The organism is Pseudoalteromonas sp. J2K-J031 (assembly GCF_058197095.2).
In genome coordinates, this window is sequence record NZ_CM200279.1 from 1149561 (window position 1) to 1167183 (window position 17623).

Here is a 17623-nt window from a genome sequence, read left to right on the forward strand (position 1 = left end):
TTTAATCCAACAACTGAGAGAACATTATGTATAAAAAACTAACCTCAGTACTCGCCGTAGCGGCCGCGCTCGCGAGTATGCATGCAACAGCAGCACCATCAACGCCAAGCTTAAGCTGGGAAGACCAACTTTATTCGTTTGTAGATGTCAATATTGATGGAATAGGTTCATATAAATCGATTGTTACCCGTAAAGACCAAGTAGAAGTAGCCATTAAGTGGAGCGCATGGAGTGGTGAAGGCGGTGACAGTTATAAAATTTTATTTGATGGTGTAGTCGTCAATGAAGGTCAATTAGCACCAGGAGCAAAAACGGGCACTGTCACTTTTCCGTACACTAAATCAGGTCGTCATCAATTAACAATGCAGCTATGTCAAGGTGTTGAATGTGCGACCAGTGCTGGCAAGCCGATTGTGATTGCAGATACTGACGGCGGTCACTTGGCGCCATTACCGATGAATGTTGACCCTAATAATGGTGATTTCAACACCGATCCATCTAAAGTGGTTGGGGCGTATTTTGTTGAGTGGGGTATTTACGGTCGTAATTTTGATGTAACTAAAGTGCCGGGTAAAAATTTAACCCACATTTTATATGGCTTTGTGCCAATTTGTGGACCTAATGAATCACTCAAAGAAATTGAAAACGGTAACAGCTGGCGTGCTTTACAAAAAGCCTGTGGTGATTCTCAAGATTACGAAGTGGTTATTCACGACCCTTGGGCTGCTGTGCAAAAATCATTACCGGGCGTTGACGCTAAAGATCCGATCAGAGGTACTTATTCACAAATGATGGCGTTAAAACAACGTTATCCGGACTTAAAAATCCTTCCATCAGTGGGTGGTTGGACATTATCAGATCCATTCCATGGTTTTACTGAAAAGAAAAATCGCGATGTATTTGTGGCGTCTGTTCGTGAATTTCTAAAAACGTGGAAGTTCTATGATGGTGTGGATATTGACTGGGAATTCCCAGGCGGCGGTGGCCCAAATGCTAATTTAGGGGATCCAGTCAAAGATGGCCCAGCTTATGTGGCATTAATGCAAGAGTTGCGTGCCATGTTAACGGATCTTGGTGCTGAAACGGGCAAAGAATATCAGCTTACCTCAGCTATTGGCATGGGTTATGACAAAATTGAAGATGTAAATTATTTACAAGCCGCGCAGTATATGGATTATATTTTTGCCATGACGTATGACTTTTATGGTGGTTGGAATAATGTAACTGGTCATCAAACATCGTTGTATTGTGGCGAACACATGACACCAGGAGAGTGTGCAGGCACTGGTTTAGATGATAAAGGTGAACCACGTAAAGGACCTGCTTACACTACTGATAACGGTATTCAATTATTGTTACAGCAAGGTGTTGCGCCAGAGAAAATTGTACTCGGAACAGCGATGTATGGACGTGGTTGGGATGGAGTATATTCTGCAAATGCAACCAATCCAGATAATCCATTCACAGCCCCTGGAAATGGTAAGTTAACCGGTAGCAAAGCACAGGGTATATGGGAAGCGGGAGTCATTGATTATAAAGGCATTAAATCGTCTATGATTGGCGATTCAGGCACGGGGATCAATGGTTTTGAAGTCGGTTATGACGAACAAGCCCAAGGTGCTTATGTCTGGAACCGTTCAACAGGAAAGTTAGTGACCTACGATAGTCCACGTTCAGCCATCGCAAAAGGCCAATATGCTAATACGCTTGGTTTAGCAGGTTTATTTGCTTGGGAAATTGATGCCGATAATGGTGATATTTTAAATGCGATGCATCAAGGTTTAGGTGGTTCGGGCACGCCTGTTAATGCAAAACCAGTTGTGACTTTACCTGCATTATTCACGGTTAAAACTGGCCAGCAAGTTTCGATATCGGCTACAGCAACCGATCGTGATAACGATCCGTTGAGCTATAGTTGGACAGTGCCAGCAGCATTAACTTCAGTAGGTAATGACAGCGCTGACTTGGTTGTGACTGCTCCGAATGTTAGTGTTGACACTGATTACACTGTGTCAGTCACCGTTTCTGATGGCAAATCAAGTGTTACAAAGTCAGCGACCTTACGCGTACTTGCTGCTGATGTGGCCAATAAAGCTCCAGTTGTAGATGTAATTAAAGATATAACAGTTGAAGAAGGCAAAACTGTGAACGTGTCTGCGGTTGCATCGGATGCTGACAATGATACGTTAACCTATGCTTGGACAGTGCCTTCAGGTTTAACTCAATCGGGTAATGGTGCCAATATCACACTTACAGCTAGCCAAGTGACAGCCGATACAAATTATACAGTGTCTGTATCAGTGTCTGATGGCAAAGCCTCTGTATCCACAAGCTTTACAGTCACAGTCACGAATACCGCTGGCGGCGGTAATACAACTTGGCAATCAAGTAAAATTTACTTAGCGGGTGACACTGTATTGTTTAATGGTAAAGAATATCGTGCTAAATGGTGGACGCAAGGTAATCAACCTGATCAAGGTGGTGCATGGGAAGAGGTCATTCCTGCCGACGGTCAGGTACGTGCTTGGCGTGCAGATTTAGTTTATAACGGTGGTGATACAGTAGTGCATAATAATGCAACATATAAAGCAGGCTGGTGGACAAAAGGCGAAGAGCCTGGTAAAGCCGGTGTGTGGAAGCTGCAATAATAGTTGCTTTTAGTCAGTGACAATCAAACCGAGTGACGCATCACTCGGTTTTTTTATGTCAAAATAAAAAGGGACTTAATATTTTTGAAGCTCAAAATTGAGTAATCACTTTACCTCTGGCAGCTGCTTTTAACGCTAACATTGCTGTAATAACTTACCTGAACTCTGGTTAAGAGATTTAATAACGTATTGATTTAAATTTATATAAAAACTCAGGAACTCTCCAGTCAGAGATTTACAGGGATAACAAGGCGAGTTTACGCGTCAATGGCGCTTCTAGCCGTTGAAAACCCCAAACTATAAATTAAAGCCTATGTACTTATATTTAACTCAATGTGTGGGTAAATCGCTTATTCAACTTTCAGGGTATTTAAATTTGAGCAATAAAAAACTCCCCGAAGGGAGTTTCTTATTTGCTAATTAAAGTTGAAGTCTATTCCTTTTTAAAATCAGGAATAACACGCGCTACTTTAATCATATTTTCTTTTACTTCAACAATCTCAATAGGATAGCCAGCAATTCGTAAACCAACGTTGGCTTCAGGGATTTCCTCTAAAAACTCAACAATTAGACCACTGAATGTTTTTGGCCCGTTGATTGGAAATTGCCAATTCATTTCTTTATTGATGTCGCGAATATTTGCACTACCGTCAACTAAGTAAGAGCCATCAGCTTGCAGTATCACTTCTTCGCTTGCCGAGCGAGCCATTGTGGTAGTGAAGTCACCAACAACCTCTTCAAGAATATCTTCGAGTGTCACTAAACCTTGAATATCGCCATATTCATCAACTACTAGGCCGATGCGCTCCTTACTTTGTTGAAATTTAAGTAATTGCGTATTAAGCGATGTACCTTCAGGAATATAGTAAATCTCGCGGACAGCGCGTAATAGATTTGCTTTGGTAAATTGCTCTTTGGTTAATAGCCTTAGTGCATCACGTGAATGGATAAAACCTACCGCATCATCGATTTGGTCGCGATACAGTAAAACTCGCGTATGCTGGGCATGAGTCAATTGTTTCATAATTGACTTCCATTCATCATTAATGTCAATCGCAATGATTTCACTGCGTGGGATCATGACATCTTCAACCGTAACTTGCTCTAAATCTAAAATCGACATCAACATGTTTTGATGATGTTCAGGAATTAAAGAGCCTGACTCATACACTACGGTACGTAATTCTTCAGTGCTTAAGCTGTGCTCTTGAATATCTTTGTGACTGATACCAAATAATTTTAGTAAGCCATTGGTGATCCAATTGATTGCAACAACTAATGGGAACAGCAACTTTAATAGTAGCTTGAGCAAAATTGAGCTTGGAAACGCAACTTTTTCAGGATAAATAGCTGCCAGAGTTTTAGGGGTGACTTCTGCAAAAATGAGAATCACAAACGTTAACACAAATGTGGCAATCGCAATCCCGACATCGCCATAAAGACGCATACCGATAATGGTCGCAACAGCAGAGGCGGCAATATTAACTAAATTATTACCGATCAGGATCAAACCAATGAGTCTGTCAGGTCGTTTGAGTAAGGCGCTAACCCGCAATGCACCTTTATGATTTTCTTTCTCTAAATGCTTTAAACGATAGCGGTTTAAAGACATCATGCCGGTTTCAGAGCTAGAAAAATACGCTGAAATAAGCACTAAGATTGTTAAGATAATAAATAAGGTACTGGTAGATATGTCGTCCAACTAAAATTTTCCTTCCGTTATTAAGGATGTTTATTAACGCTTAGCTTTAAGTATGAGTCAAGCTAAAATTGAGTCAGTAATATTTCTTTGACAAAGCGACTGCCAAAATAAGCCAATGTTAAAACCGTTGCTGCAGCAATGATTGCAATCACATTACTTTGACCTCGCCAGCCGCGAATGTGATGACCCCATACGACTGTAGCAAAAATGATCCAAGCTAGAATTGAAAGGGTTGTTTTATGGATAAATTCTTTCGCAAACATATTTTCTGAAAAGGCGAGGCCTGATCCTAAAGCGAAAGTGAGTAATAAAGTGCCCACGGTGACCAATTGATAGAGTTGTTTTTCAACCAACATTAATGGAGGTAAATGGCTGTAGACAATTGATAAATCTTTTTCTTTTAAGCGTTTGTTGATGAAATAAAATTGCACCGCATACAAGGTTGCAATAATTAAAACACAATAAGCTAAAAAGGATAATGAAACGTGAGTGACTAATCCCATATTGATATTCAGTGATTGCAAAACAATATGATGTGGAATAAATAAACTGACCACTAGTAATATTGCCGCAAACCCATAAACAACAGGGAGGAGTAAAGTAGCTGGGAAACGCAGAGAGACCGTTGTAACCGATACAACGATAATCCAACAAATTAAAAGCGCGACGTTGGTAAAGCTTAAATCTTGACCACCTTCAGTGAATACAGAATTCACCAATAATGTCATGTGCGCCAAAATTGCGATTGTACTGAGTAAAATCGTTTTTTTCTGACTAGGGCCTTCTTTATGGAAGAGACGCCCCATGACATGAACACTGGCAAGGCTATAAAAAATAAAAGCAATAAAAGTTAAACTGACTAATAACATGTTAAATCGTTTAGAGGCATTAAGTGCGCCACTTCGTTTTTTTGTGCAGTTATTGTATTTTAACCAAGCTCACTTGCATAGTGTAGATCGCTAATAGTTAAAGATTATCTTCTTATCTTGGATCTCGGCTGTTTTCTAATTGCAATTCTTAGGTATAATCGCCGTAATTTTGTAGCATTTAGCGGATAAGTTTGTATGTTTGAAAACTTACAGGAACGTTTAGGGAAAACCCTAAAGAATATTAGCGGCCGGGGCCGTTTAACTGAAGACAATATTAAAGATACCTTACGTGAAGTGCGTATGGCACTGCTTGAAGCTGATGTTGCACTGCCGGTTGTACGTGACTTTGTTAAAGTAGTTAAAGAGCGTGCCGTTGGTGTTGAAGTTACTAAAAGCCTGAGCCCAGGCCAAGTATTCGTTAAGATTGTTCGCCAAGAACTTGAAAAAGCGATGGGTGAAGCGAATGAAGAACTTAATTTAAATGCCCAGCCGCCTGCAGTTATTATGATGGCGGGTTTGCAAGGTGCTGGTAAAACTACCAGCGTTGCGAAATTGGCGAAGTTTTTAACCGAACGCAAAAAGAAATCTGTACTTGTAGTGAGCGCCGACGTTTATCGTCCTGCGGCAATTAAGCAATTAGAAACACTTGCTACTGAAGTTAAAGTCGAATTTTTCCCAAGTGATATATCGCAAAAGCCAATTGATATTGCCAACGGTGCTATCAGTTATGCTAAGCGCAAATTTATCGATGTTGTTATTTTAGATACTGCTGGTCGTTTACATGTCGATAGTGACATGATGGACGAAATCAAAGCCCTGCACAGCGCCGTTAAACCAATTGAAACTTTGTTTGTTGTTGATGCAATGACAGGTCAAGATGCTGCCAATACAGCTAAAGCATTTGATGAAGCGTTGCCGCTTACCGGTGTTATTTTAACAAAAACCGATGGTGATGCTCGCGGTGGTGCTGCGCTGTCGATTCGCCATATTACTGGCAAACCAATCAAGTTTATGGGTGTCGGTGAGCGTACTGATGCTCTTGAGCCTTTTCATCCTGACCGAATAGCATCTCGTATTTTAGGGATGGGTGATGTACTTTCATTAATCGAAGAAGTCGAAATGAAAGTCGATAAAGAACAAGCTGCTAAAGTGGCTAATAAAGTATTAAAAGGCGATGACTTTACCCTTGAAGATTTTGCTGATCAGCTAAAGCAAATGAAAAATATGGGCGGCATGATGTCAATGCTTGATAAATTACCGGGCATGTCTAATTTACCTGACGCCGTGAAAAACCAGATGGGTGATAAATCATTCATCCAAATGGAGGCAATTATTAGCTCCATGACAATGAAAGAACGTGTTAAACCTGAAATCATTAAGGGGTCGCGTAAAAAACGTATTGCATTAGGCTCAGGCACGCAAGTGCAAGACGTAAACAAGCTTTTAAAACAGTTTACTCAAATGCAAAAAATGATGAAAAAAATGAAAGGTAAAGGTGGCATGATGAAAATGATGCGCGGTATGAAAAATATGATGCCACCAGGAATGTTAGGCGGACCTAAGTTTTAAGCGAGCCTTTTGGCAAAGCAAAAACCAAAAAGAGGTGAAAACCTCTTTTTTGCTATAAAAACATAAATTTATTTTTTTGGTAAAGTCGTTATAAAACAGTCGCTCTTCATTTAAACACAATAAAAATAGCCTTAAAACACACTTCGAGCTTGCATTAAGAGCAAAAATTCGTACAATTCTCCAGCTCTTCGAAAGGAGAGTATTAATATTAATGAAAACAGTCAATCTATTTAGAGGACGGTATGGTAACTATTCGTTTGCAACGTGGTGGCGCTAAAAAGCGTCCTTTCTATCAAATTGTGGTTGCGGATAGCCGTTTCTCGCGTGACGGTCGCTTCATCGAGAAAGTAGGTTTCTTTAACCCTATTGCTCAAGGTCAGGAAGAGAAAATCCGTGTTGATTTAACCCGTGTTGAACACTGGGTTGGTCAAGGTGCATCTCTTACAGATCGCGTAGCTAAAATTGTTAAAGACGCTCGTAAAGCGGCTTAATAGGCGTAAGTGTAACCATGAGTCAAGAGAACACCTCAATAGTAGTAGGAAAGCTCGGAGCCCCTTACGGTATAAAGGGCTGGCTTAAGGTACATTCATTTACTGATGATCCCGTAGGGATTTTCGATTTCAGCCCATGGTTGATAGGTCAACAAGGTAAATGGCAATCCTTTAAAGTGGTCGACTGGCGTCGTCACAGTAAGGGATTTATCGCTAAGTTTGCGAACATAGATGATAGAGATCAGGCGCTTGTTTATACAAACGCTGAGATTTTTGTTGAGTTGTCGCAGCTACCAGAATTGCCGAAAGGTGAGTTCTATTGGCGAGACCTCATCGGTATGTCGGTTACAACTGATAAAGGTTATAGCTTAGGCATAGTTGATGACTTGATGGAGACAGGATCAAATGACGTTTTAGTTGTTAAAGCTAACAACAACGACGGTTTTGGTCAGGCTGAGCGTCTTATCCCATTTTTAACAGACTCTGTTATTTTAAATGTGGATGCAGTAGCTCGCCAAATTACGGTTGATTGGGATCCAAGCTTTTAATGGTAAAAGAGTCACAGTTATGGGTGGGGGTGATAAGCCTTTTCCCTGAAATGTTTGATGCGATTACCAAGCAAGGTGTTACCGGTCGAGCAATGAAACAAGGTTTAATCGACTTTAACTGTTGGAATCCGCGGGATTATGCTTTAGACAAGCATCGTACTGTAGATGACCGTCCTTACGGGGGCGGGCCTGGCATGTTAATGATGGTTGAGCCACTGCAAAAAGCGATTGCGCAAGCAAAAGCCGCTGCAGGTGACAATGCGACTGTAATTTATATGTCGCCACAAGGGCGTAAATTAGATCAGCAAGGTGCGGCAGAACTTGTCACACATAAAAAACTGATCATCGTAGCGGGTCGCTATGAAGGTATAGATGAGCGAATTATAGAGACATGCATTGATCAGGAATGGTCAATTGGTGATTTTATAATGAGTGGTGGTGAACTACCTGCAATGACATTAATCGACACAGTCGCTCGATTAATTCCTGGAGTGTTAGGTCACAATCAGTCAGCAGAGCAGGATTCATTCTCGGATGGCTTGCTTGATTGTCCTCACTATACTCGGCCGGAAATATTGGATGGTAAACAAGTTCCTGCTGTTTTACTCAGTGGAAACCATCAGGAGATCGCGAAATGGCGGCTAAAGCAGTCATTAGGGAGAACTTGGTTAAGACGTCCAGACTTGTTGTATAACCTAGCTCTGACTGAGGAGCAGACTGAGCTACTTGCTGAATTTCAGCAAGAACATAACTCTGTTTGTGGCTAGAAGACAGTTACACCTAGGAAAGTGAGAAATATAATGGCAAAAGTAAACCAAAATTTGATCAAAGTGCTCGAAGATGAGCAACTTAAGAGTGACGTACCTGCGTTTGGCCCTGGTGACACGGTTAACGTAAAAGTACGTATTAAAGAAGGTGATAAAGAGCGTCTACAGGCGTTCGAAGGTGTGGTTATTGCTAAGCGTAACCGCGGTCTACATTCATCTTTCACAGTTCGTAAAATTTCGAACGGTGAAGGTGTTGAGCGTGTATTCCAAACACACAGCCCTTTAATCGATAGCGTAGAAGTTAAACGCCGTGGTGCGGTTCGCCGTGCTAAGCTTTACTACTTACGTGAGCGTTCTGGTAAATCTGCTCGTATTCGTGAGAAACTTAACTAATACGTCTGATAATTCAGAAAGCAAAAACAGGCCAGTGTCGCAAGACACTGGCCTGTTTCGTTTTAAACATAAAATTAACGACTTATCTGATTTTCAGGGTTTTACTTAATCTATAAACTTGCTACCATCTGTAATTATTAATTTACCACTGTAAAAAAAAGTTTACTATGTCAACATCTCTTGAAATGCAACTGACTGAATTACGTGATCAAATCGATCAGTGTGATACACAATTAGTTGAAATGCTTGCGCGACGCAATAAATTAACAGAGCAGGTCGGTCAGTTAAAAAAAGAATTTGGTTCACCAGTTTATGTGCCTGCCCGTGAAGCCCAACTAATAACTGCGCGCAGAGAACAAGCCAATCAATATGGTGTGAATCCTGATTTAGTTGAAGATATTCTACGTCGTATGATGCGAGAGTCGTATCAAAATCAGCAAGCCGAGCTCGCTTGTGTTGCCCCTGATATCTCACCTTGTGTCATCGTGGGTGGAGAAGGTGCTATGGGCCGATTATTTGCACGCCAGCTTAGTCGCTCAGGCATTGAAGTGCGCATCTTAGACAAAGCACAGCATGCCGATCAAAATGCTATTTTAGATGGTGCAAAATTAGTATTAATTTCCGTCCCGATTAACGCTGTTGAAAGTGTGGTGGCAAAGTTACCTCCTTTAAGTAAAGAGTGTTTGTTAGTTGATATTACTAGTGTAAAACAAAAGCCACTTGATGCGATGCTCAGTCACCATGAGGGTGAAGTCTTGGGCCTTCACCCAATGTTTGGCCCTGATATTGAACATTGGGTGAAACAAACGATTGTTGTATGCCAAGGACGTGGTGGCGAAAAAAGTACTCAATTACTCAATCAGCTTGCTATCTGGGGCAGTCAGTTAGTCGAAATGCCAGCAGACAAACATGATGAAGCAATGCAAATTGTGCAAGTGATGCGCCATTTAACCACTTTTGTTTATGGCCAATTTTTAGCAAAACAACCGCATAGCCTTGATGAGATTAAATTGTGCTCATCACCAATATATCAGTTAGAACTGATGATGGTTGGACGCTTATTTGCTCAGTCGCCAGAGCTTTATACCGACATTATGATGGCTCAATTTGATAATGTTGCACCTTTGCTTGCTTCGTACCAAGAGACTTATCAAGCTACGTTAGATAAGCTTAAAGAGGGTGATAAAGCCGGCTTGATAGAGGCTTTTTCGCAAGCTAAGTTATTTTTCTCTGATTCTGCACAGCATTTTTTAACTCAGAGCAAAGCATTGTTAAATAAAGCGAATGACGCAAAAGTCTTGGATTAATATTCACAATATATTTGGTTCTAACAGCGCTTATTAAATCACTCTTTTACGCTCTACTATAAGTGGCTGGGTTTTGTATATTAGTTTGATTTAAAAGTTTATTAAGCGCTGCGTAATAACTGATTGTGGATTGTTGAAGACTTCTTCAGTAAGCCCACTTTCAACAAGGTTTCCATGATCCATGACAATAATATGGTCGCTCATATGACGAACCATACTTAAATGGTGGGTTATTAATACGTAACTTAAGTTAGTTTCTTTTTGTAATTTTAGTAATAAGTTCATTGTTTGGGCGCGTACTGATGGGTCGAGAGCTGAAAGAGCCTCATCAAGCACAACCACTTTAGGATCTAAAATTAACGCTCTAGCGAGAGCAACTCGCTGAAGCTGCCCACCCGAAAACATATGTGGATAATAAGTTTGATGCTCTGTGAGCAGACCTACTTTTAAGAGCGTTGTATTGATTTTCAATTGCCGCTCTGCAGGCTCTAATTCGGTATTGAGAGATAATATTTCATGTAGCGTTTTTCCTATTGGCACACTGGGGTTGAGTGAGCGAGTTGGATCCTGAAAAATAAGTCTAATCGCACAATGGTTTTTAGCTCGGTGTCCCGAGTTTTCAATAATTTCACCTTCTAGTAAAATTTGGCCTTTGTCACTGCGCTCGGCGCCTGCGAGTATTTTGGCTAAGGTGCTTTTGCCTGATCCGGTTTCACCAATAATAGCGATTGTTTCACCTGCATTTAAACAAAATGAGATGTCAGTAAGCACTTGAAGTTTTTTTGTACGGAAAAACCCAGCTCGAACAACAAATGTTTTACTAAGCGCTTGTACTTTTAAAACAGGATGCATTAGTTCATATCCTTAATTAAGGGAAAATGACACGCATAACTATGAGCATGGTATTTAGTTAAAGTGGGTGTTACAACACATGCTTTTTGTGCTTGAGGGCAGCGAGGGCCTAAACGGCAACCTATAGGTAAATGATGTAACGTAGGGATCGTGCCTTTTAGGGCGTAAATTTCGCCTTTATGTTTTAAATCAATATTGTATTCGGGCAAACTTTTAAGTAATGCTTGGGTGTAGGGGTGATGAGGGGCTTCAAAAATTTGTTTGGTGGGGCCTGCCTCGACCATTTGACCACAGTACAAAACATGGATGCCATGCGTCCAACTGACCAGTTCTTCAAGCTCATGAGAAATCATTAAGATCGACATGTTTTTTAACAAGTTTAGGCTTTTGAGTAATCTAAAAACTTGTGCACGCGTGGTACTTTCAAGCGCTGTGGTCGGTTCATCAGCAATTAACAAGCTCGGTTTGCGGGCAATGGCCATGGCAATCATTACTTTTTGACAAATACCCTCAGAAAGCTCGTGAGGGTAACTATCTAAAATGGTTTTATGTTCACGTATACCGACCTTGTGCAATAAGGCTCGGGCTAATTTTCTTCGCTGCGCACTTTTTTGCCAAAAAAAACCACTCAAATCTGAACTTGGAATACTTTCTTCAATCTGTTCGTAAATCTTGGTTGTGGGATCAAGGCAACGGCTGGGCTCTTGATAAATCATCGCAATATCTTGACTGATAATTTTTCGGCGTTTTTCTGGGCTCAGTCGCATTAAATCAATGCCACGCCAATGCATTCTATCTGCGGTGATCTTCCAGCGTTCATTGAGTACTCCGACAATGGCTTTGGCAATTAAGCTTTTGCCTGACCCCGACTCACCTACAAGCGCGTGTACTTCGCCTTCTTTAAGGCTTAAATTAACGCGGTCAACGGCTCTAATGATAGTGCCACCTGTTTCAAGCTCAATGGTCAGATTACGAATGTCGAGTAATTGCATTACACCGTTCTCCGTTTTTGTAGCGCTAAACGCAAGCCATCACCGACTAAATTAGTCGAAAGCACAGCCAGAAAAAGCAAAATACCCGGTAGGGCGACAGTCCAAGGTGCTAAATAAATTAATCCTAAATTTTGGGCTAAAATTGCCCCCCACTCAGCTGTTGGAGGCTGCGCGCCAAGCTTTAAAAATCCTAAAGCGGCGATATCTAAAATGGCGGTTGATAACGACATTGTAAAGATAACCACGATTTGCTCATAAATATTGGGGAAAATACCGCACGTCAGTATTTGCCATTTATTAGCACCATCAAGTTTTTGTGCAGTGATGTAATCCTTATTGAGCTCTTGCACAACTAAATTACGCACGGAATGAATGTATTGCGGTAATAAAGAAAGAATTATCGCCCACACAGTATTAAGTAAACCAGGCCCTAAAATTGCAACAATGATAATGGCCAGTAATAACGAAGGAATCGATAAAGTGACATCAAGTAAATGATTTAAAAAACTTGAACGAACCCCTCGAGTTAAACCCGCTAGAACCCCTAAAAACACTCCAATTACAGTGGTAATAAGTGCTGCAAGAATAGATAAACCAAACGTGTAAGTTGCGCCATTCATTAAACGAGACAACATATCTCGACCTAAATCATCGGTGCCTAAAATAAAGTGAACACTGCCTTCATCATCCCAAGAGGGAGGGAGAAGCAACGCATGACCATGTTGTTCATTAATTCCGTAAGGGGAAATAATAGGGGCTAATAAGGCGAGTAAAGCTAATATCAAAAATAGCCATAAACCAACCAATGCAACATGGTTATCTTTAAATGAACGCCAAAGCTGATTGATGGGCGATTTGTTTTGCTCTTCATCGTACAGTTTAAATTTTGCCATGCGCTTGATTCCGGCTAATTGGGTCAAAAAGAGTGTGCAACAAATCAGCAATGATGGTGGCAATGATAATAAACATTGAAACAGCTAATAAGCCGCCTTGAATAGCGGGGTAATCGCGTTGGTAAATACTATCAATGAGCCATCGACCAACACCTGGCCAAGAAAAAATAACTTCAGTAACCATTGCTAGGGTGATCAAAGTGCTAAATTGTAAGCCAATTTGTTTAATCACAGGTAACAACGCATTACGTAAAGCATGGTGGAAAATTAACTGTGGTCGAGTCAGTCCTTTTGCTCGAGCTGTTTTAATATAATTTTGTTCTAGCACATCAAGCATTGAGTCTCGGGTAAATCGAATGAGTACAGTAGTTGGATAAGTTGCCAATACTAAAGTAGGTAACGCTAAATGCCTCAGCGCATTTAATAGGGCTTGTTCAGTGTAGGGGCTATTAGAGAGTAAAATATCAATAATGATGAAATGAGTTTGTTCAGGGATTTCATATAATAAACTAAGCCTACCCGACATTGGCAGTAAACCCAGCTGTAAACAAAACACCATAATTAATATCAGTGCCAACCAAAATACAGGAGTTGAATAAGCCATTAATGTCAGAGCATTGATTATTTTTTCAGGCCATTTTTTATGGTAAGCCGCAGCAATGATACCAGCAGGTACACCGATAACGACAGAGACAAATAAGGCATAGATTGATAACTCAAAAGTAGCAGGAAAAAGAGATTTTATCTGATTAAAAACCGCCTCGCCTGATGCAAGAGAAAGCCCCCAATCTCCGTGTATGATCCGTCCAACAAACGCAAAGTACTGAGTAAAGTAACTCTCGTTAAAATGATATTTTATGATCAGTTCGTTGGTTTGCTCTAAAGTGGGGTTTTGTAAGCCACTTAAATTAACTAATGCGTTACCAGGAAATAAATAACTCAGCGAAAAAGTAAACATACTAAGCAGCAACGTCATAAAACAAAGTAAGGTAATTCGGCGTAATAAGTATTCACGTAACATTAATTAACCCTCGCATTTGCTAATGAAACCCCACCAAAGGGTTTTAACTCAATGCCACTGACCAGATCGGTCGTCGCTTGAAAACGCATACCGTGGCTTAAAGGTAGCAAAGGAAGTTGCTGCATTAATATTTGCTGAGCTTGAAAATAAAATTGTTTACGTTTTTCGATATCGGTTGTGTCTAGCGCTTGAGTGAGTAATAAGTCGAACTCCGAATTACACCAATTTGCTTGATTTTTGCCACTGATGGCAGCGGCACAACTTAATATTGGGCTAAAAAAATTATCAGGATCAGGTGAGTCGGCCGCCCAACCAATAAGCACACTGTCGTGCTGGTGCGATTCTAATTTGCTTAAAAATGTATTCCATTCGTATTCAACAATTTTGACCGTAATACCAACTTTCTTTAAGTCACTTTGCATCAATTCAGCCATTTTTCTCGCATTGGGATTGTAAATACGAGCAACGGGTGCAGCCCAAATTTCCATTTTAAAGCCATCGCTTAACCCCGCTTGGTCGAGTAAACGTTTAGCCAGTTCGGGATTGTAACTTGGAAAATTCGCTTGTGCTTGATAGGCCCATGAGGTTGGCGGCAGCAAAGATTGAGCTCGTTTGCCTGTACCTAAAAATACGGAGTCCATAATTTTGTCAATATCGATAGCATGAGACAAGGCGCGTCGCACGTTGGGGTTATCAAACGGAGGTTTTTGGTTGTTAAAAGCCCAGTAACCAATGTTGAGGTACGTTTCTTGTTGTACTTTTATATCACTACGCTGTGCTAAGATTGATAGCTGGGTTGCATTTGGATGGGCAGTAACATCGCATTCATGAGTCATCATTTTTGCAATGCGGGTTGTTGCATTAGGTGTAATATCAAAAACGAGTTGGTCTAAGCTGACGGTGTGATGCCAATAATGTGGGTTTTTATAATACCGTACCAAAATATCGCGTTTATATTCTTTGAAATAATATGGGCCAGTGCCAATCGGCAGTTTGTCAATCGCTTCTAAATCTTCTAGTTTAATTAGTTTAGCCGCATACTCAGCTGATAATAATGCCGCAAAATCAGTCGCAATATTAGCTAAAAAACTGCTGTTTGCGTTAAAAAGTTCAAAGGTGACTTGGTATTCATCGTCTTTATGAATTGATTTTATAAGTTGGTCTAAACCAATGCTGCGAAAATAGGGGTAAGGTGATTGTGCGTTACCGACAAAATGATAGGGATTGTACACATCAAATAAGCGGCCAAAAGTAAAAATGACATCATCAGCATTAAAGTTTCTGGTGGGCGTGAAATAGTCAGTATGATGAAATTGAACATCTTTTCTTAGTCGAAAAGTGATTCGTTTTCCGCTATCGGTGATTTTCCAACTCGTAGCTAACGCGGGAGTGAATTCGCCAGTATTGGGGTCAATATTAATCAGTCGGTCATATAGTTGATTGGCTATAATATCGATTGTAGAGCCGGTTGTTGTGACCTGAGGGTTAAAACTGACAGGATTTGCTTCAGCGCAATAAACTAACCCTTTAATATCATTATTAAAATCATTTTCATTACAGCCAGTTAAAACAAATAATGAAAAAAAGAAGATGAATTTATTCACCCATTAGGCCTCTTGATTTGGCTGACTATCTAGTAAATTGTATTTTTTGAGGTATCCCCTGAGTTGATGATACGTTAAGCCAAGCATTTGTGCAGTCTTCTTTTGATTAAATTGACTAAATTTTAACGCTTCGTTAATCAGTTCAATTTCATAATTATTTGATAACTCTTTTAAATCACAAGGAAAGTTCTCAAAACTATGCAGTTGCACCCGAGTTTCACGTGTTTTCTCTTGAAATATTGGCTGGTGGTCATTCAATGTATGGGTTGCGATTGCAATACGGTCTTGTGTTTTAATGCGACCTTTTGGCCGATATGGGCTAGCAAAAGGGTCTAAAATAATATTATGAACAGCAATATGAGCACTTGCATTACGATAAACACTGCGCTCAACAACATTTTTTAATTCACGAATATTACCAGGCCAACTGTACGTCAGTAAGGTTTCTTGTGCAGCTTTGGTAAAACCGCTGAATAACTCCCACTCTAAATCACGGGCCATGTTGATCGCAAAATGCTCTGCAAGTTGTAAGATATCATCTTGACGCTCACGCAGAGGCGGAATTGTAATAACATCAAATGCAAGGCGGTCGAGTAAATCATGGCGAAACTCACCTAAGTCTGCCAAAGCGGGTAAATCTTCATTGGTTGCACAAATTAATCGTGTATTGGTTTTAACAGTTGCTTTACCACCAACACGCTCAAATTCACCATATTCAATGACGCGCAACAATTTTTCTTGCACGAGTCCAGAGGTATTGGCTAGCTCATCTAAAAAGAGCGTGCCGCCATCAGCACGCTCAAAACGGCCTTCGTGGCGCTTGCTTGCACCCGTAAATGCACCAGATTCATGACCGAATAATTCACTCTCAAGTAAATTTTCATTTAGCGCCGCACAGTTGAGCGTAATATAACTTTGATCCCAGCGGCTAGAGAGGTAATGAAGACGAGCAGCGATTAACTCTTTACCTGTACCACGCTCACCAATAATCAACACTGGTTTATTTAATGGTGCCAGTTGCGACACTTGGTCAAGTACTTCTAAAAAGCTGTTTGATTGGCCTAATAAATTATCTTGCTGGTTAAATCGGCTCATTATCCCTAACTCTTAGTCATTTACACTAATAAGTAGTGTATTTTAAAAGCTGCTTTAACAAAAGTTATTTGTCTTTTTTGTTTTAATTCATTTAAAAACAGTGGTTTAATTGTTCTGAAAAAGTTGGCAAGCATTTTGATATAGTAATCATAACTAATTAAGTCATGTTTAAATCACTAGAGGTAAATGAATATGGGAATTTTTTCACGTTTTGCAGATATTGTTAATTCTAATATCAACTCCATTTTAGATAAAGCAGAAGACCCAGAAAAAATGGTGCGTCTGATCATTCAAGAAATGGAAGATACTCTTGTCGAAGTGCGCTCAACGTCAGCTCGAACACTTGCTGAGAAAAAAGAGTTAAACCGTCGTGTTGACCAACTTAATCAAGAGACAATTGATTGGCAGCAAAAAGCAGAACTTGCATTAACAAAAGATCGTGAAGATTTAGCAAGAGCTGCGTTAGTAGAGAAAAAGAAAGTAGCCGATGCTGCCGCTGCTGTTGAAAAAGAGTTGGCACATGTTGATGAACATATTGCTAAGTTGCAACATGAAGTAGGCCAACTGCAAGATAAGTTGGCAGATGCAAAATCGCGCCAAAAAGCAATTATTTTGCGCCAACGTTCAGCAGAGTCACGTTTAGAAGTTAAAAAAGCATTAGATACATCAAAAGTAGATGATGCACTGACGCGTTTTGAGCGTTATGAGCAAAAAATTGATGGTCTCGAGTCACAAGTTGAAGCGTATGATTTAGGTAAAAAATCATTGTCGGATGAAATTGCCCAACTGCAAGCTTCAGAAAGTGTTTCTGATGAGCTAGCTCAACTAAAAGCTAAAATGGCGACGAAAACTAAGTAACTTCGGTTACTTAG

General features: G+C 40.3%; 16 protein-coding genes. 8 read left to right on the plus strand and 8 right to left on the minus strand.

Annotation, left to right across the window (positions count from 1 at the left end; all coding sequences use genetic code 11):
- Nucleotides 1–26 precede the first annotated feature (26 nt).
- Nucleotides 27–2648: a glycosyl hydrolase family 18 protein gene (locus AC3KZC_RS05185; protein ID WP_490579323.1), complete on the plus strand. Its 2622-nt coding sequence runs from the start codon at nt 27–29 to the stop codon at nt 2646–2648.
- Between the two features lie 433 nt (nt 2649–3081).
- Here the strand turns inward: AC3KZC_RS05185 and AC3KZC_RS05190 are convergent, their stop codons facing one another.
- The gene (locus tag AC3KZC_RS05190) at nt 3082–4350 is read right to left on the minus strand and encodes an HlyC/CorC family transporter (protein ID WP_490579322.1); all 1269 of its coding nucleotides are present in this window, start codon (nt 4348–4350) and stop codon (nt 3082–3084) included.
- 62 nt (nt 4351–4412) lie between these two features.
- A complete protein-coding gene (locus tag AC3KZC_RS05195; protein ID WP_490579321.1) occupies nt 4413–5219 on the minus strand; it encodes a cytochrome C assembly family protein in 807 nt (268 codons plus the stop codon).
- A 195-nt stretch (nt 5220–5414) separates the two neighbouring features.
- Here AC3KZC_RS05195 and ffh point away from each other — a divergent pair, with 195 nt between their 5' ends.
- The 6 genes from ffh to tyrA all read left to right on the plus strand — a co-directional run bounded on the left by ffh (nt 5415) and on the right by tyrA (nt 10294).
- Nucleotides 5415–6788 carry a signal recognition particle protein gene (gene ffh / locus AC3KZC_RS05200; protein WP_490579320.1) on the plus strand — a complete coding sequence of 458 codons (1374 nt, stop codon included), beginning with the start codon at nt 5415–5417 and terminating at the stop codon, nt 6786–6788.
- Between the two features lie 242 nt (nt 6789–7030).
- Nucleotides 7031–7279 carry a 30S ribosomal protein S16 gene (gene rpsP, locus AC3KZC_RS05205; protein ID WP_009838798.1) on the plus strand — a complete coding sequence of 83 codons (249 nt, stop codon included), beginning with the start codon at nt 7031–7033 and terminating at the stop codon, nt 7277–7279.
- A 17-nt stretch (nt 7280–7296) separates the two neighbouring features.
- A complete protein-coding gene (rimM, locus tag AC3KZC_RS05210) occupies nt 7297–7827 on the plus strand; it encodes a ribosome maturation factor RimM (protein WP_490579319.1) in 531 nt (176 codons plus the stop codon).
- Nucleotides 7827–8594 carry a tRNA (guanosine(37)-N1)-methyltransferase TrmD gene (trmD, locus tag AC3KZC_RS05215; RefSeq protein WP_490579318.1) on the plus strand — a complete coding sequence of 256 codons (768 nt, stop codon included), beginning with the start codon at nt 7827–7829 and terminating at the stop codon, nt 8592–8594. Before rimM ends, trmD begins: the two co-directional genes overlap by 1 nt.
- Nucleotides 8595–8627: 33 nt before the next feature.
- The gene (gene rplS, locus AC3KZC_RS05220; protein ID WP_009838801.1) at nt 8628–8987 is read left to right on the plus strand and encodes a 50S ribosomal protein L19; all 360 of its coding nucleotides are present in this window, start codon (nt 8628–8630) and stop codon (nt 8985–8987) included.
- A 167-nt stretch (nt 8988–9154) separates the two neighbouring features.
- Nucleotides 9155–10294 carry a bifunctional chorismate mutase/prephenate dehydrogenase gene (tyrA, locus tag AC3KZC_RS05225; protein ID WP_490579317.1) on the plus strand — a complete coding sequence of 380 codons (1140 nt, stop codon included), beginning with the start codon at nt 9155–9157 and terminating at the stop codon, nt 10292–10294.
- Between the two features lie 90 nt (nt 10295–10384).
- Here the strand turns inward: tyrA and AC3KZC_RS05230 are convergent, their stop codons facing one another.
- From AC3KZC_RS05230 to pspF, 6 genes are all read right to left on the minus strand, one after another.
- The gene (locus AC3KZC_RS05230; RefSeq protein ID WP_490579316.1) at nt 10385–11146 is read right to left on the minus strand and encodes an ATP-binding cassette domain-containing protein; all 762 of its coding nucleotides are present in this window, start codon (nt 11144–11146) and stop codon (nt 10385–10387) included.
- A complete protein-coding gene (locus AC3KZC_RS05235; protein WP_490579315.1) occupies nt 11146–12138 on the minus strand; it encodes a peptide ABC transporter ATP-binding protein in 993 nt (330 codons plus the stop codon). Before AC3KZC_RS05235 ends, AC3KZC_RS05230 begins: the two co-directional genes overlap by 1 nt.
- Entirely contained in the window at nt 12138–13031 is an 894-nt protein-coding gene (locus AC3KZC_RS05240; protein ID WP_490579314.1) for an ABC transporter permease subunit, read from the minus strand. The genes AC3KZC_RS05235 and AC3KZC_RS05240 overlap by 1 nt, the downstream gene beginning before the upstream one ends.
- Nucleotides 13018–14052 (minus strand): ABC transporter permease, encoded by a 1035-nt coding sequence (locus AC3KZC_RS05245; protein WP_490579313.1) that lies wholly within the window; start codon nt 14050–14052, stop codon nt 13018–13020. Before AC3KZC_RS05245 ends, AC3KZC_RS05240 begins: the two co-directional genes overlap by 14 nt.
- Nucleotides 14052–15584, minus strand: a complete 1533-nt coding sequence (locus AC3KZC_RS05250) for an ABC transporter substrate-binding protein (protein ID WP_490579332.1) — start codon at nt 15582–15584, stop codon at nt 14052–14054. The genes AC3KZC_RS05245 and AC3KZC_RS05250 overlap by 1 nt, the downstream gene beginning before the upstream one ends.
- Before the next feature lie 75 nt (nt 15585–15659).
- A complete protein-coding gene (gene pspF / locus AC3KZC_RS05255; RefSeq protein ID WP_490579312.1) occupies nt 15660–16751 on the minus strand; it encodes a phage shock protein operon transcriptional activator in 1092 nt (363 codons plus the stop codon).
- Between the two features lie 192 nt (nt 16752–16943).
- Here pspF and pspA point away from each other — a divergent pair, with 192 nt between their 5' ends.
- Entirely contained in the window at nt 16944–17609 is a 666-nt protein-coding gene (pspA, locus tag AC3KZC_RS05260) for a phage shock protein PspA (RefSeq protein WP_490579311.1), read from the plus strand.
- Nucleotides 17610–17623 lie beyond the last annotated feature (14 nt).

Excerpts from the sequence above, each read along its gene's own strand:
- AC3KZC_RS05185 (WP_490579323.1), top strand. The coding sequence starts at position 27 with ATGTATAAAAAACTAACCTCAGTACTCGCCGTAGCGGCCGCGCTCGCG.
- AC3KZC_RS05195 (WP_490579321.1), bottom strand. The coding sequence starts at position 5,219 with ATGTTATTAGTCAGTTTAACTTTTATTGCTTTTATTTTTTATAGCCTT.
- ffh (WP_490579320.1), top strand. The coding sequence starts at position 5,415 with ATGTTTGAAAACTTACAGGAACGTTTAGGGAAAACCCTAAAGAATATT.
- rpsP (WP_009838798.1), top strand. The coding sequence starts at position 7,031 with ATGGTAACTATTCGTTTGCAACGTGGTGGCGCTAAAAAGCGTCCTTTC.
- rimM (WP_490579319.1), top strand. The coding sequence starts at position 7,297 with ATGAGTCAAGAGAACACCTCAATAGTAGTAGGAAAGCTCGGAGCCCCT.
- trmD (WP_490579318.1), top strand. The coding sequence starts at position 7,827 with ATGGTAAAAGAGTCACAGTTATGGGTGGGGGTGATAAGCCTTTTCCCT.
- rplS (WP_009838801.1), top strand. The coding sequence starts at position 8,628 with ATGGCAAAAGTAAACCAAAATTTGATCAAAGTGCTCGAAGATGAGCAA.
- tyrA (WP_490579317.1), top strand. The coding sequence starts at position 9,155 with ATGTCAACATCTCTTGAAATGCAACTGACTGAATTACGTGATCAAATC.
- AC3KZC_RS05230 (WP_490579316.1), bottom strand. The coding sequence starts at position 11,146 with ATGCATCCTGTTTTAAAAGTACAAGCGCTTAGTAAAACATTTGTTGTT.
- AC3KZC_RS05235 (WP_490579315.1), bottom strand. The coding sequence starts at position 12,138 with ATGCAATTACTCGACATTCGTAATCTGACCATTGAGCTTGAAACAGGT.
- AC3KZC_RS05240 (WP_490579314.1), bottom strand. The coding sequence starts at position 13,031 with ATGGCAAAATTTAAACTGTACGATGAAGAGCAAAACAAATCGCCCATC.
- AC3KZC_RS05245 (WP_490579313.1), bottom strand. The coding sequence starts at position 14,052 with ATGTTACGTGAATACTTATTACGCCGAATTACCTTACTTTGTTTTATG.
- pspF (WP_490579312.1), bottom strand. The coding sequence starts at position 16,751 with ATGAGCCGATTTAACCAGCAAGATAATTTATTAGGCCAATCAAACAGC.
- pspA (WP_490579311.1), top strand. The coding sequence starts at position 16,944 with ATGGGAATTTTTTCACGTTTTGCAGATATTGTTAATTCTAATATCAAC.